Source organism: Actinomadura chokoriensis (assembly GCF_039529475.1).
In the GTDB taxonomy this organism is placed as follows: Bacteria; Actinomycetota; Actinomycetes; order Streptosporangiales; family Streptosporangiaceae; genus Spirillospora; species Spirillospora bangladeshensis.
In genome coordinates this window covers 48,078-62,075 of the sequence record NZ_BAAAMW010000012.1, presented here as the reverse complement: position 1 = coordinate 62,075, position 13,998 = coordinate 48,078, and the positions used below count along the sequence as shown (strand labels likewise).

The 13,998-nt window shown below is 70.3% G+C and carries 16 protein-coding genes; 11 read left to right on the top strand and 5 right to left on the bottom strand.

Features of this window, described 5'->3' with window-relative positions; translation table 11 throughout:
- The first annotated feature begins 94 nt into the window (after positions 1 to 94).
- The gene (locus tag ABFX46_RS24715; protein ID WP_163064317.1) at positions 95 to 754 is read left to right on the top strand and encodes a response regulator; all 660 of its coding nucleotides are present in this window, start codon (positions 95 to 97) and stop codon (positions 752 to 754) included.
- Here the strand turns inward: ABFX46_RS24715 and ABFX46_RS24710 are convergent.
- Positions 751 to 1,770 (bottom strand): HAMP domain-containing sensor histidine kinase, encoded by a 1,020-nt coding sequence (locus tag ABFX46_RS24710; RefSeq protein WP_346045600.1) that lies wholly within the window; start codon positions 1,768 to 1,770, stop codon positions 751 to 753. The two genes, ABFX46_RS24715 and ABFX46_RS24710, sit on opposite strands and share 4 nt — an antisense overlap.
- Positions 1,771 to 1,926: 156 nt before the next feature.
- Between ABFX46_RS24710 and ABFX46_RS24705 the strand changes: the two genes are divergently transcribed.
- Entirely contained in the window at positions 1,927 to 2,526 is a 600-nt protein-coding gene (locus ABFX46_RS24705) for an SPFH domain-containing protein (RefSeq protein ID WP_346045599.1), read from the top strand.
- Between the two features lie 26 nt (positions 2,527 to 2,552).
- On the opposite strand, the gene ABFX46_RS24700 is transcribed toward ABFX46_RS24705, so the two are convergent.
- Both ABFX46_RS24700 and ABFX46_RS24695 read right to left on the bottom strand, forming a co-directional pair.
- Positions 2,553 to 4,007 carry a hypothetical protein gene (locus ABFX46_RS24700; protein WP_346045597.1) on the bottom strand — a complete coding sequence of 485 codons (1,455 nt, stop codon included), beginning with the start codon at positions 4,005 to 4,007 and terminating at the stop codon, positions 2,553 to 2,555.
- Between the two features lie 129 nt (positions 4,008 to 4,136).
- On the bottom strand, positions 4,137 to 5,903 hold the full coding sequence (locus ABFX46_RS24695; protein ID WP_346045595.1) for an acetyl/propionyl/methylcrotonyl-CoA carboxylase subunit alpha: 1,767 nt from the start codon (positions 5,901 to 5,903) through the stop codon (positions 4,137 to 4,139).
- Positions 5,904 to 6,107: 204 nt separating this feature from the next.
- Between ABFX46_RS24695 and ABFX46_RS24690 the strand changes: the two genes are divergently transcribed.
- From ABFX46_RS24690 to ABFX46_RS24655, 8 genes are all read left to right on the top strand, one after another.
- The gene (locus ABFX46_RS24690) at positions 6,108 to 7,148 is read left to right on the top strand and encodes an SPFH domain-containing protein (RefSeq protein ID WP_346045593.1); all 1,041 of its coding nucleotides are present in this window, start codon (positions 6,108 to 6,110) and stop codon (positions 7,146 to 7,148) included.
- Between the two features lie 13 nt (positions 7,149 to 7,161).
- The gene (locus tag ABFX46_RS24685; protein ID WP_346045591.1) at positions 7,162 to 7,491 is read left to right on the top strand and encodes a hypothetical protein; all 330 of its coding nucleotides are present in this window, start codon (positions 7,162 to 7,164) and stop codon (positions 7,489 to 7,491) included.
- 136 nt (positions 7,492 to 7,627) lie between these two features.
- Entirely contained in the window at positions 7,628 to 8,164 is a 537-nt protein-coding gene (locus tag ABFX46_RS24680; protein ID WP_346045589.1) for a hypothetical protein, read from the top strand.
- A gap of 225 nt (positions 8,165 to 8,389) precedes the next feature.
- Positions 8,390 to 8,659, top strand: coding sequence for a WXG100 family type VII secretion target (locus ABFX46_RS24675; RefSeq protein ID WP_067629811.1), 270 nt, complete (start codon positions 8,390 to 8,392; stop codon positions 8,657 to 8,659).
- 104 nt (positions 8,660 to 8,763) lie between these two features.
- A complete protein-coding gene (locus tag ABFX46_RS24670) occupies positions 8,764 to 9,009 on the top strand; it encodes a hypothetical protein (RefSeq protein WP_346045587.1) in 246 nt (81 codons plus the stop codon).
- Positions 9,010 to 9,016: 7 nt separating this feature from the next.
- Entirely contained in the window at positions 9,017 to 11,182 is a 2,166-nt protein-coding gene (locus ABFX46_RS24665) for a hypothetical protein (RefSeq protein ID WP_346045585.1), read from the top strand.
- 5 nt (positions 11,183 to 11,187) lie between these two features.
- Positions 11,188 to 11,760 carry a hypothetical protein gene (locus tag ABFX46_RS24660; protein WP_346045583.1) on the top strand — a complete coding sequence of 191 codons (573 nt, stop codon included), beginning with the start codon at positions 11,188 to 11,190 and terminating at the stop codon, positions 11,758 to 11,760.
- The gene (locus ABFX46_RS24655; RefSeq protein WP_346045581.1) at positions 11,739 to 12,260 is read left to right on the top strand and encodes a hypothetical protein; all 522 of its coding nucleotides are present in this window, start codon (positions 11,739 to 11,741) and stop codon (positions 12,258 to 12,260) included. Before ABFX46_RS24660 ends, ABFX46_RS24655 begins: the two co-directional genes overlap by 22 nt.
- A gap of 16 nt (positions 12,261 to 12,276) precedes the next feature.
- On the opposite strand, the gene ABFX46_RS24650 is transcribed toward ABFX46_RS24655, so the two are convergent.
- Entirely contained in the window at positions 12,277 to 12,804 is a 528-nt protein-coding gene (locus ABFX46_RS24650; protein WP_346045579.1) for a hypothetical protein, read from the bottom strand.
- A 253-nt stretch (positions 12,805 to 13,057) separates the two neighbouring features.
- A complete protein-coding gene (locus ABFX46_RS24645) occupies positions 13,058 to 13,216 on the bottom strand; it encodes an ATP-binding protein (protein ID WP_346045577.1) in 159 nt (52 codons plus the stop codon).
- A gap of 59 nt (positions 13,217 to 13,275) precedes the next feature.
- On the opposite strand from ABFX46_RS24645, the gene ABFX46_RS24640 reads away from it, so the two are divergent.
- Positions 13,276 to 13,902 (top strand): Scr1 family TA system antitoxin-like transcriptional regulator, encoded by a 627-nt coding sequence (locus tag ABFX46_RS24640; RefSeq protein WP_346045576.1) that lies wholly within the window; start codon positions 13,276 to 13,278, stop codon positions 13,900 to 13,902.
- Positions 13,903 to 13,998: the final 96 nt, after the last annotated feature.

Genomic DNA, 13,998 nt, shown 5'->3' with positions numbered 1-13,998 from the left:
CCCATATCGGCGGTATGGATCATGTATCCGCTGGTGGCGGCGCCCCGATCCGCGCGCCCGCGCCTACGATGGGAGCGAGACCGGAGGTGATCGGGTGCACACGCGCGAGTCCGCCACCCGGATACTGCTGGCCGACGACCATGCGCTGGTGCGCCGCGGGCTGCGGCTGATCCTGGACGCCGAGCCCGACATGACCGTGGTCGCGGAGACGTCCGACGGGGCGGAGGCGATCGACGCGCTCGGCGCCGGCGGCGTCGACCTGGCGATCCTCGACATCGCGATGCCGCGGATGACCGGGCTGCAGGCGGCGCGGGAGATCTCCCGGCGCTTCCCGACCGTCCGGATGCTGATCCTGTCGATGTACGACAACGAGCAGTACCTGTTCGAGGCGCTGAAGGCGGGCGCGTCCGGGTACGTGCTGAAGTCCGTCGCCGACCGCGACCTGCTGCACGCCGTCCGCGCGGCGATGCGCGGCGAGCCGTTCCTGTACCCGGGGGCGGTGACCGCGCTGATCCGCGAGTACCTCGGCCGCGACCGGGACGGGGACGGCCCCGACAGCATCCTCACCCCGCGCGAGGAGGAGGTCATCAAGCTGATCGCGGAGGGGTACTCCTCCAAGCAGATCGCCGAGACCCTCACGATCAGCGTGAAGACCGTCGACCGGCACCGCGCCAACATCCTCGGCAAGCTCGGCATGCGGGACCGGCTGGAGCTGACCAAGTACGCGATCAGGGTCGGTCTCGTCGAGCCCTAGCCGCCGGTCCCGGACGGCGGCTGGGACTGGCCGTGGTTCGCGGCCGGGCGGGAGCCCGCCGGCGGGACCTCCAGCTTCACCTCGGTGCCGCCGCCGTTCGCCGGGCCGATCGTCAGCTGCGCGCCGATCAGCATCGCGCGCTCCCGCATGCCGTGGATGCCGGAGCCGACCTCGGTGGGCGGGCCGGAGCCGTCGTCCACGACCCGCAGGACGACACGTCCCTCCTCGTCCTGCGTGAGCGACAGCTCCGCGTTGCGGGCGCCCGAGTGCCGCCACACGTTGGTGAGGCCCTCCTGCGCGATCCGGTAGATGACGAGTTCGGCGTCCGGGCCGAGGCCCTCCAGCCCCGTCTGGACGCGGCGGGTCACCCGCGGGCCGCCGCCCGTCCCGGAGAAGTCCCCGGCGAGCGCGGTGAGCGCGCTGGTCAGGCCCAGGTCGTCCAGGACGCCGGGACGCAGCCGCCGGGCGACGCGCCGCACCTCGTCCAGGCTGGACCGGACGACCTCCTGGACGCCCCGCAGCTCCTCCGCCACCGCCTCCGGCGCCCGGTCCACGACCGACTTCAGCTCCAGCAGCACCACGGTGAGGGACTGCCCGATCTCGTCGTGCAGCTCCTGCGCGATGCGGCGCCGCTCGGCCTCCTGCGCCTCCAGCACCACGGCGGTGCTGATGCTGCGGTCGGCCTCCAGCCGGTCCAGCATCGCGTTGAACTGGTCGACGAGATGGAACAGGTCGCCGTTCCCGGACGTCGCCAGCCGGTCGCCGGAGCGCAGCGAGTCCAGTCGCGCCATCAGCGCGGTGAGCCGCTCCAGCGGCGACAGGCTGGCGCGCAGCAGCAGCGCGTTCGCCGCCATCATCACCACGAGCCCGATCACCAGCACGGGCAGCTCGCGCAGCAGGATCGGCGAGGATATGGTGACGGGCGCCACGGCGAGCAGCACGGTGCCGACCGCGAAGATCACCCCGTTGATGCCGAGGATGCGCCAGTACAGTGTCGAGGCGGGTGACCTGCTCATGGGTCCACGTCATCGCATGAGGGCGCCCCTTGTCCATGCAGGCCGCCGCGTGGCCCGCCTGCATGATGCCGCCCCTCCAGGATGGGCATCGGGCCCGATGGCGGCTCCTCGCCCCATCGCCGACGGTGGAGGGTGAGAACAGGTGGAGGTGGGCCGATGGTTGTCCTCGCCGCACGAGACGGCAGTCCGCTGCCCGCGTCCATCGCGTTCCTGATCGTCCTCGGACTGGTGCTCGCCGTGGTCGCGGTCTCGGGACTGCGCCGCGTCGGTGCGTCCGAGCGGCTCGTCGTCCGGCGCTTCGGCCGGACGCGCGGGGTCCGCGGGCCCGGACTGCGGTTCCTGCTGCCGCTCGCCGACACCGGCGTGCGCGTCCCGATGGGCGCGCGGCCGCACGACCTCTGGTTCCGGGCGACGACCAGGGACGGCGTGCCCGTGCGGGTCAAGGCGCACGCCCTGATGGGAGCCGACGACCCCATCAGGTATGCCGAGGCCGCCGATACGCCGTCCTCCGCCGCGCAGGCGGGCACCGAGTTCGTCCTGCGCGGCGCCATAGCGGACCGGGACCTGGCGGACCTTCCGTCCCTGCTGGCGGACGGGGGCGATCCGGAGCTGGTCCGGCGCGTCAACGAGGCGGTGCGGCCATGGGGAGTGGCGGCCAGCCTCGTGTGCATCACGGACGCGACGGTCCCGGTCCGCTCCGCCCCGCCCGGCGCGCCCGCCGCCGCGCACTGCGCGTGCGGGTCGCGTCCGGGCTGACCGGGTCGGTCGGAAGCCGCCGTCGGTCAGAAGCCGCCGAAGTCGCCGCCGCCCCCGCCCCAGTCGCCGCCGCCGAAGTCCCAGCCGCCGCCGATGTCGCCGCCGCCGTCGCCGAAGCCGTCCATGCCGCCGTAGCCCATGCCGCCCCAGCCGAGGCCGGGGCCCATCAGCGAGCCGAGCGCGGTGCCGATCAGCAGGCCGCCGAGCAGGTCGAACCCGCCGTAGCCGTAGTAGTAGCCGCCCGCGTAGGGCGCGTACGCCGGGCCCGCGTTCCAGTACGGCCGCCGCGCGCCCCGGTACGGGACCATCCGGATGTCCGGGTCCGTCCCGTGCAGGACGGCCTCCGCGTCGGCCGCGCACGCCGGGACCGACCGGGCGCTGCCGCCGGGCGGCGCCCACATGACGTCCTCGACGGACGGCCCGTGCTGCGGGTTGAAGAAGCACGGCGGGCGCCGCTCGGGCACCGGTTCGCCGGCGAGCCGGGCACGGGTGGCGGTCATGTAGTAGCGGCCGTCCTCCAGCGCGGTCGTCACCTGCTGCATGTCCTGCGGCCTCGCGGCGTGCTCCGTCGCCCGCTTGGCCTGGTCGTAGGAGTTGAGCGCGTGCTCGTAGTCGGCGCGGGTCGCGGGGTCGAGGCCCTTGTCCATGACGTCGAGGTCGAGGCGGGCGATGTCCTCGCCGAGGCGCGTCACATCCTCCTCCACGCCCTCCTTGAGGTCGTCCATCTCCTTGGCCTCGCGGGCCTGGCGCCGCTTGCGCGCGGTGAGGAACGCGCCCGCGACCAGCGCCGCCAGCACCACGAAGATGCCGAGGACGACGTAGCCGACCACGGCGCCGGACGCGGTGTTGTCGTCGACCTTCTTCTCGGCGCGGTTCCCGAAGTCGACCAGCCGCTGCTCCAGCGGCTGCCCGTTGGTGCGGGTGACGATCTGGTTGATCTCGCCGCGGTCGAGGGCCTTGGAGATCGCCGCCATGCGGCTGCCGTCGGCGGTGACGGCGACGAACGTCTCGCCATTGCCGACCCGCTCCGCGACGGCCGGCAGCAGCTGCCTGACCTGGCTCGCCGTGGCGCTGTTGCTGATCACCATGGCGCGGATGTCGGCGTCGCCGTCCCCGGTGAACGACTGCTCGATGTGGTTGCGCTGGGCGGCCGACAGCACGTTCCCGGCCTCGCTGGTCACGTAGAGCCGGGAGTTGATCAGCCCGTTGGCGATCTGTCCGACCGTGTCCGCCGCGGCGGCCTGCGGTGGGACGGCCTGCGGTGGGACGGCCTGCGGTGCGGCCGCTCGGGGGGCGGCCATGGCGGGAGCGGTCTGGGCCCGGGGCTGGACGGGTTGCGCCGCGGTGGCGTGCGCGGTGGTGGTCTGGGCCATGGCGTCCGCGGGGGCGGCCAGGGCGAACGCGGGCACGGCGACGGCGGCGATGATCGCCGAAGCGGCGCCGCGGCGTGCCGCCCGGATGGCCCGCTTCTCGGTGCTCATATCTACTATCTGCCCATGTGGACGGCCTGATGCCTCGTTCGCGAGACGGATTTGCGGTCGTCCTCGATGGGGAGCGGCACCCATGCGGGGGCCGGCCCCGCCCGGGCGGCCGGGCGGGGCGGTCCGCGGTCAGCTGTCCTTGATCTCGCAGATCGCGGCGCCGGCGGAGACGGTCTGCCCGACCTCGGCGGCCAGGCCGGTGATCGTCCCGGCCTTGTGCGCGGTGAGCGGCTGCTCCATCTTCATGGCCTCCAGGACCACGATCGTGTCGCCCGCCGCCACCGCCGTGCCGTCCTCGACGACGATCTTGACGATGGTGCCCTGCATCGGGCTGACCAGGGAGTCGCCGGACGCCTGCGCGCCGCCGCCCTTCTTGCCGCCGCGCCGCTTGGCGGGCTGCGCCTTCCCGGCGGCCGGGGCCGCGGAGGCGCCGAACCCGGCGGGCAGGACGACCTCGATGCGCTTCCCGCCGACCTCGACGGTGACGCGCTCGCGCTCGCCGTCCTCGGCCTCATCGGCCGGAACGTGCTCGAAGGGCGGGATCTGGTTGTCGAACTCGGTCTCGATCCACCGGGTGTGGACGGAGAACGGCGTCTCGTCGTCCGCCGGCACGAACGCCGGGTCGTCCAGCACGGCCCGGTGGAACGGCAGCACGGTCGGCATGCCGTCGATGACGAACTCGGCGAGCGCGCGGCGCGACCGCTCGACGGCCTGCCGCCGCGTCGCGCCCGTCACGATCAGCTTGGCGACCAGCGAGTCGAACGCCTGCGGGACGGTCTGCCCGGCCTCGTAGCCCGCGTCCAGCCGGACGCCCGGCCCGGTCGGCGGCTGCCACGCGGTCAGCGTGCCGACGGCCGGCAGGAACCCGCGGCCCGCGTCCTCGGCGTTCAGCCGGAACTCGATCGAGTGGCCGCGCAGCTCCGGGTCGCCGTAGCCGAGCTCCTCGCCGTCGGCGATGCGGAACATCTCCCGGACGAGGTCGATCCCGGCGACCTCCTCGCTGACCGGATGCTCGACCTGGAGGCGGGTGTTGACCTCCAGAAAGGAGATCGTGCCGTCCTGGCCGACGAGGAACTCGCACGTCCCCGCGCCGACGTACCCGGCCTCCTTCAGGATGGCCTTCGACGAGCTGTACAGCAGTTCGAGCTGCGCCTCCGACAGGTACGGCGCCGGGGCCTCCTCGACGAGCTTCTGGTGCCGGCGCTGCAGCGAGCAGTCGCGGGTGGAGACGACGACCACGTTGCCGTGCTTGTCGGCCAGGCACTGGGTCTCGACGTGCCGCGGCTTGTCGAGGTACTGCTCGACGAAGCACTCGCCGCGCCCGAACGCGCCCACGGCCTCGCGGACGGCGGACTCGTACAGCTCGGCGACCTCGTCCAGCTTCCGGGCGACCTTCAGGCCGCGCCCGCCGCCGCCGAACGCCGCCTTGATCGCGATCGGCAGGCCGTGCTCCTCGGCGAACGCGACGACCTCGTCCGCGCCGGACACGGGGTCCTTGGTGCCGGCCACCAGCGGCGCGCCGACCTTCTGCGCGATGTGCCGGGCCTGCACCTTGTCGCCGAGCGCGGTGATCGCGGCGGGCGGCGGACCGATCCAGGTCAGCCCGGCGTCCTCCACGGCGGCCGCGAAGTCGGCGTTCTCGGCCAGGAAGCCGTACCCGGGGTGGACGGCGTCCGCGCCGGCCTCCTCGGCGATCTTCAGCAGCTTCTCGATGTTCAGATAGCTCTCGGCGGCCGTCTGCCCGCCCAGGGCGAACGCCTCGTCGGCGACCCGAACGTGCAGCGCCTCCAGATCGGGCTCGGCGTAGACAGCCACACTGGCCAGGCCGGCGTCGCGGCAGGCACGGGCTATACGGACCGCGATCTCACCGCGGTTGGCGATCAGGACCTTGCGCACGTGGGTCTCCTCCTTCAACCTCGCAGGCAGTCTAGATAACGTCCGATTCAGGATTTCGTAAGCCCCTCCTTATCGGGGTTCAGGTCCCAGATAGCGGGAGCTTCCGCACGATAACGGTCTGGTGACCGGGGGAGCCCGGCGGCGCCCCCGACCGTCCCATCCCAGACCCGCGAGCCGAATGGTGCGGGTCTGAGAGGAGTGGTCGTGGCCAACAAGGAGTCGTCCACCGGCAGGATCCGGGCGGGGAAGAACCGGGTCTCGGGGCTGAGCAGGCCCCGCAGGCGCACCGCCATCGTTGCCGCCGTGCTTCTGGTCGTCGTCGGCTGGCCGGTGCTCAGCGCCCTGTTCGGCGGGTTCGAGCGGACCAGCGGCGGCGAGATCGCCGTCGTCCGCAACGGCGGGTTCTTCGACAACAACAAGATCCGGCAGGTCATCGACCCCGGCTCGGGACGCGTCTGGATCGGGTTCTACTCGCAGGTCCACAAGTACCCCGCCCAGCAGCGCTTCTACACGATCACCTCGGACGCGCGGAAGGGCGACGAGACCGGCGTCGACGTCGTCACCGTGCCGAGCGCGGACGGCGTCAACATGGGCATCGAGGGGACGCTGTACTTCACCCTCAACCAGGACCACAAGACCCTCAGGGACTTCGACGACAAGTACGGCACCCGCAAGTTCCGCAGCGCCGGCGGCGAGATGTACAACGTCTACGACGGCGACAAGGGCTGGTCGGCGTTCCTCGACCAGATCGTCCGGCCGGTGATCGACAACGACCTGCGCAGCCAGATCAACAGCTTCCGGTGCGCCGAGCTGGTCTCGTCCTGCGCCCTCGTCCAGAACTCGTCCGCGCCGCAGGCCGCCCGGGTCGCCGGGCAGCAGGCGCAGAGCAACAACGCCAACATCGCCAAGGTGCAGAACGCGATCAACACGAGCCTCGCGGCCGACTTGGAGCAGACGCTCGGCGGCAAGTTCGTCACCAACATCCACTTCAACCTCGTCCGGATCACGCTGCCGTCCAAGGTGCAGGACGCCGTGGACCGCGCCCAGGCCGCGTTCGCCCAGGTCAGCGAGGCACAGGCGAAGGTCGCCACGGCCAAGGCGGAGGCCGCGGCGAACAAGGCCCGGCAGGACGGGTACAACAAGTGCCCGACCTGCGCGAGGATCGAGGAACTGAAGGCGCTCCCGCAGGGCATCACCGTCTACGCGCCGGGCAACCCGAACGGCTCGCTCCTGCGGGACAAGTGACGGAGGGCCCATCGTGCGGTTCCTGATCGTTCTGGTGGCACTGGCGGTGGCCGCGGTGGTGGTCGTCCTGCTGATGTACGCCTTCGCCGACCGCTCGTCCGGCGGCAGGGCGGCGCTGGAGCGGGGCGCCCGCTGGGAGGCGCACACCGAGGCGTCCGGCGGCGTCACCACGGTCGTCGTCCGGCAGGTCGCCCGCGACGACGCCGGGGGCGTGCTCGCCGAGCTCGGACGGCAGACGGTCGCGACCATCCCGGACGGCGACCCGGAATGGGAGGAGCGCTATCACGAGGCGATGGCGGCCGCCCGTTCCCGCGTCGCCGCGCTGGACAGCGAAGCGAACTGACCTGCCATTTCCCGAAAAGGCCCGCGCCCCCTTCCGGAGGGCGCGGGCCTTCGCGCGAAAGCGCGCCTTGCGTGCCCTGCCGCCCGGTGTACCCTCGGCTCTGATCTGCCCGCCACATGATCAGCTGGAGACGCCGATGGTGCGCCCGTGGCGCCGGGCCGGCCTTGCGCTGGTCCTGGCGGTCTGCCTGGCCGCGCCCTCGTCGGCCGTCCGGCGGGAGGAGCCCGTCGTCGAGGACTACCTCACCGACCAGCTCACCGTCGTCGCGAGCGCCTTCCTGCAGCGCCGCTCCGAGGCCCTCCTGCCGAAGCACGACCGGGACGCCGTGCCGACCGAGGTCCTCGGCGTCCGGATCTCCCCGAAGCTGGCGCGCTCGCAGGAGCAGGCCGTCCGCGAACTGGAGACCCGCAACCGCGCGCCCGTCGCGGGCGGCCCCGCCTACACCCGCGCCCGCACCCGCCTCGACCCGTCGCGCGCCGTCCGGTCCGGGAACCGGATCACGCTGGAGGCCGTCGAGCACACCGAGGTCCGGTACGGCGGCGGCAAGGTCGTCCAGTCGGTCCGCCGCCGTTTCGTGTTCCGGACGCGCGGCGAGCAGATCACCCTGGTGGCCGAGCGCGTCCTCGACCCCGACGCCCACCCGGTCAACGACCCGCTCAGCCCCGACCGCTGACCGCCGAAAACGCTCTGAAATGTCCTTGACGCGCAGTAAGTAAGCTCGTCACAAGCTTGCGATGGCCACATCCGGACATGGCGAGATGGCGGGATTATGGCCGTTTCGGTGGGTGATCGGCGAGGTGAGGCTGGATTGACGTGATCGGTGGGGCGTAAGCTGACGCCATTCTTTCCCCGCACCACGGCAAAACGTTCGGCGATCAGCGACGAAAGGGCCGGAGCGATGGGCGACAAGCGCGGAGCCAACCTCGGCGAACTCGAGGAACTGTCCCGCATCTTCAGCAAGCACTCCCGCAACCTGGACGCCCTCATCAAGGACCTCAACGGCCGCACCGTGAGCAGCAGCGCCGCCTGGTGGGGCCCGGGCGCCGACCGCTTCCGCTCCGCCTGGGCCGAGGCCAAGACCGCCTTCGACAAGATGGCCCTCGCCCTGGAGCAGGGCAGCCAGGACATCCGCAAGTCCCAGCAGAACATCGAGGCCGCCACCCGCTGACCTCCCCTTGAGCCGCGGGTCCCGGCCCATCCCCCCGAGGCCGGGACCCGCATCAAGCCTCCACCCGGCGTCCCCGCGGCCGGGCCCACGCCAGAGGGACCCACGTGAGCAAGCCGCCACCCCTGCAACTGCAATTCCTGCTCGGTCGCATCCAGGTGCTGTCGGACGAGCACTGGCACCTGTTCACCGCCTCCCGCCAGGCCATGGACGATCATGCCTGGGTCGGCGGCGGCGCCTCCCGCACCTTCGCGCGCAAGCTCGACCAGAACGACGCCGCCCTGCACGCCGAACTGCGCAAGGCCCTGCAACTCCTCCAGGGCGAACTGAACCGCAACCCGTTCGCGGGCTGAGGCCGGCATGGGCGACACCTGGCTCGACCCGAACACCTGCGGCGTGAAACTGGCCGAGTTCGAGCACATGACCCAGCAGATGACGCAGGCCGCCCCGAGGCTCGCCGAACTCGCCGACGCGTTGTGGCAGGCCCTCCACGCCGCCCAGGTCAGCACGGCCCCCGCGATGGAGATCAAACGCATCGCCGCCTGGGCCGACCGGGCAGCGTCCGACCTGCGCCGCCGCAACCAGCTCGCGCACGACCTCGACCGGCAGAAGCTCGCCTTCGTCGTCTGCCGCCAGGACGGCGACTATCTGAAGCTCCCCGACCGCTACACCGACCAGGTCGGCTACGCCGCCGGCCGCCGCAGCGCCGACCTGTTCCGGCGGGCCGCCTCCGGTGACGCCGAGGCCAGGGCCGCCCTGCGCCGCCTCCGTCCGGAGGACCTCACCCCGATGTTCGCGAAGGGCCTCCTGGAAGCCCTGGGCCCCGAGGCCCTTCTGAAGCTCCCGATGGACCTGACCCTCCCGCTGGCCGCCGACGTCCGCCGGCACCGCGAAGGCGTAGACGCCCACGCCGCCGAGGCCCGCGCGACCCTGGCCCTGCTGGGCCGCAGCCTGGCCCTGGCAACCCGCCCCGACACCCGGGCCTACCTGGGCGACGACTACCTGCGCCAACTCGCGGCGGCCGGCCGCAAGAACTTCCCGCCCCTCAGCACGCCACCGAACGGCACATCGGGCTACCAGTCCCTGAGCACCCTCCTGACCGCCGCGGGCGACACCCACTTCTCCACCCGCTTCATCGACGTCGTGGGCAGCGACATGATCGCCTACGACAGCCGCCTCCGGAGAACCCTCGGCCAGGAACCGCTCCCCACCCTCACCGGCAAGGCCGGCCTGGGCAACGCCTTGGATCCCGCCACGACAAAGGTCGTCCCCAGCGACCGCAGAACGGACTTCCTGGCCCCCCTCCTCACCGCCGCCGCCCTCTCAGGCAAGGAGGCGTCCCAAGCCCTCCTGACACACGTCTCCATGGGCCCGTACCAGGAGGGCACCGAACCCGATTTCAAGGGCACGACCCTCCAGTACCTCCTTCACGACCGCCGCCCAACATGGGGCCTGACCGACCACGGCACCGCCCTGGCCAGAACCATCCAGACAGCCGCCACCGGCCAGGACGAGGAGTCCACCCGCCTTGCCTTCGACGTGGCCAAGATCCTCACCGCCGACGCCCGCGCGAACTTCGTCGTCAAGGACAGGATCCTCCAGATCCCCGAGCGGGGGCCGTTCGACGCCCTGGCACACGGCGAACTCGGCGATGCGATCGCCCGTCCCAAGCACTACGACGAACTGTCCGGCCTGCGCCCGGCCATGGCAACGATCCTGGTCGCACATCTGGAGAAACTGCACGACATCGTCCGGTTGTCCGACCACACCAAGAATTCCGGATCCACGGGGCTGACCGGCCAAGATCTCGACTACCTCCTCGTGGACGTGACACGGGACGCCGGTGCCTACGAACGCCTCCTCGCGGGGCAGATCGCCCACACCAAACTCGCCATCGACCGGACGGTGGCCGAGAACGGTGAGCTGTCCGATGCCATCACCGACGAAGGCCGGATGCTCGGTCATCTCCTGGAGGCCCGCAACCAGTCGGTCGGTGCCGAAGAAGGACGCCTCGCCGAAGACCTCAACCGCATGCGCAAGTACGTGGGCTTCTCCGTCGGTCTCGTCCCGATCGCCCCGACAATGATCGCCGAGCGCATCCCGGGTGGAGGGAAGGCCGCCGAGGCCGCCATGCTCCAGCTCACCGGAAAAATGACTGATGTCGCGGCGAAGAGACTGGCGGACAAGGGCGACCAAAAGATCTTGGCGTCGACCACCGAGACAGAGGCCGTCGAGCAATTGTTCAATCAGATGATCCTCTCCTCGATGGTGGCCCACGGGCGTCTCGATGGTCCGGCCTTGGCAGGCCAGCCATTCGCCACGAAAGGTCCTCATCCCAGGGTGCGGCCCATTGAATCGATGAGCGATGCCGAGTTGGAGAGGTTCTTGTACTGGGTCGAGGGCAGGTTGCACTTGGGGAGCATTGCCGGTGATGTTCAGACTACGATTCGGAATGGCCGAGAGAAGACCGCCGGGCACTACAAGGGCTCGGATGGCAAGAGCGTGACTCCGAGTCCTCAACGATGACTGCGGTGCGGAGGACTCTGAGCTTCTTTTCGCTGCTCATGATGGTGTTCGTTGCGGGATGTCATGACGGTTCGCGAAAGATGGACCCATCTCCTGACGTGCGCCCCGTTGCCGACGGTGCCCCTTATGTTTGCGACCTGGTTCCAGAGTCCGCTTTCCGGCGAGCGACGGGGGTCGCCGATCCCCTGAGAAGTGATTGGGGCAAACCGCAGAAGAATGATGGGCTGTGTCTGGCCTTGCCTCCGAAGGGCCCTGCTCCGCTGGGGCTCGAGTGGTCATACGAGGAGGGAGAGAAGATCCTGCGAATCCAGCGGCAGAACTGGGCAAACCAATCACATCATCAAATCCCGCCTGCGTTGGGCCGGGGGCTGGCCGGATATCAGGCGTCGGGCGGTCTCGATGGGCTCCCTAATTATGTGATCGCGTTGTTCAGGTGTGGAAAGAAGAAGCCGTGGATCAGCATCGGTTTCGTTCGGGTGGTGCGGGGGCGGGACGCGGTGCAGGACATGTTCGACTTCATGCGGATCGCGGAGAAGCGGTTCGGGGAGATCCACAAGTGCACGCCGAGGCCGTCATGAGCCGGGGGCCCGCCCTGGGGGCCGCCGAGTTCGAGCGGCGGATCCGGTGCGCGGTGTGGGGAATGGCCGTCACCATGGCGCTGACGGGATGGACGATGGCGCCGTGGATCGAGATGAGTGGCACACCTCATGTGCTCTGGGAGTTCGGCGCCCTGGACGTCGTGAGCCGCCCCAGCCGCTTACTCCCTCTGCTGATGATGACCACGCTTCTGCTGGGGGTGGCGGCGAGCGCGGCAGCGACGCGCGCGCTCTCGTGTGCGGCATGGTTGGTCGGCTGTATCAGCGTCGTCTCGACCTTCGCCTTCTCTTTCGAGCCGGGTGAAAGGAAGTACGAAGTCACGTACGGCACCGGCTATGCGTTCTACCTCTCCCTGGCGTTCGTGGTGGTGTTCTTCTGCATGTGGCGGTCGGCGAAGGGGCGTCCGGCGCCGGAGAAGGTCGCGGAGTGGACGGACCCGTCGTTCGGGACCGTGGACGAGCGGCGGCGGCATCGCAGGTGACCAGGCGGCGGTGGTGCTACCAGGTTCCGGACAACTGGCCCAGCTGGTGGGCGATTCCCGGGGCGTTGGGGTCGGTGTCATTTGCGGCGATGGGGCGGATCAGCGCTTCGAGCTCGTGCGGGGGAGGAGGACGAAGGGGATCGTCCACGGTTCCGAGCGGCACGCGGATCGCAGCCCGGCCGGGAGGGTGGACGACCAGCAAACGGGGCTCCGGCCGGCCGTGACCCTTGGTCAGTGCCGACCTGTACAACCCGAATCGGGCGGTGCGCAGATCGTGCTCCGTGTATCCGCGTACTCGTCGCTGGATGAGCATGGGCCCGTCCAGCCAGAACGCCTTCCGGTAATCCTGTAGGCCCCGATACAGCACGACCGGACCCATGGTGACGGGGAGTATCAGCACTAGGAATACGGGACCGGCCGGAACGAGCAGCACCAGGACGACGAAGATGATTAGCGGCGCAAGAACGAAGAGTGCCAGCAGAACCAAGAGGATGGTCCAGCTCTTCGACGTTGCCCCTACCGAGAGCCGCTGCCCGCGTGTCACGGTCCATCACCGTCCCTTGTCGCCGTTTGGGTATACGACGGAGCACGTCACCACAAGGTTCATCGACGATCACTGTGCACGATCCGCACCATTCGAGCACCCGGCGCCGTCCTCACCGTGCCGTACGTGCCGCGCGCCCACACCCTGACCAGAGACCTCTGTGAACGGTGAGGCCGTCCTGGCGCAGGGCGCTTCCGCTCGTCGGGGACCGACCTGCCGACGAACCCTGGCGGGCGGCGATGCGCCGTGAGAGTCAGGGCTTGAGGCGGGCCCAGACCCATTTGCCGCCGGACGGGTCGGGGGTGTGGCCGCACGAGGCGGCGACGGCGGCGATGAACGGGAGGCCCCTGCCGCCGTTGTCGTCCCAGTGCTCTTCGGAGACATCGAGGGTGTCGAGGGTCAACTCGACCATCGGGCGGGGCTTGGGGGAGTTCGGGACCGGCGTCCCAGACCGCGATGAGGACGCCGTTGATGTCGCGGCTGAACTGGTACCGGATCTCCTCGCCGGGCGTGGCCGCCACGGCGTTGGCGATCAATTCCGAGGCGATCAGGACTGCATCGTCCGAGAAGCGGGGGCTCACGGGCACCCGCGTCGGCGAGATCATCAACTGCGTCCGCTCCCATGTTGCGAACCTGGAGGCGGGCCGTGCCTGCATCGACATGAAGCAGGCGAAGGCCCTCGACGTGGCCTGGGGCACGGGCGGCCACTTCGAGCGGCTGCTGTTCTTCGCGCGTTCACTCCACAGCCCCGACTGGTTCCGTCAGGGCGTCGAGTACGAGATGAAGGCCAGGATTCTGCGGATTTGCCAGGGGCAGACGATTCCCGTCGCCCTGCAAAGCGAGGACTACGCTCGCGCGGTCTTGTCGATGGCCCGTGTTGCGGACCTTGATAAGGCGCTGATGGAGCGCATGGCGCGACAGGAGTTGATCATCGGCAGGGAAGACCATCCGCTTGTGATGGTCCTCCTCGAGCAGGACGCCCTGGACCGCCCGACGGGAGGCGCTCAGGTGATGAAGGCCCAACTTCAGCGGTTGCTGGAGTTGGCGGTGTTGGGATCAGGGACTCGAAGGACCCGGACGGTGTGCGGCTCGAGTTGAGCGGCGTGGAGTTCATGGCGCTGATGGGGCGGATCAAGTTGGGTGCGCTTGACCGTCCCTAGTGCGGTCTCCGCGGAGGTCGGACGGGGCGTCACG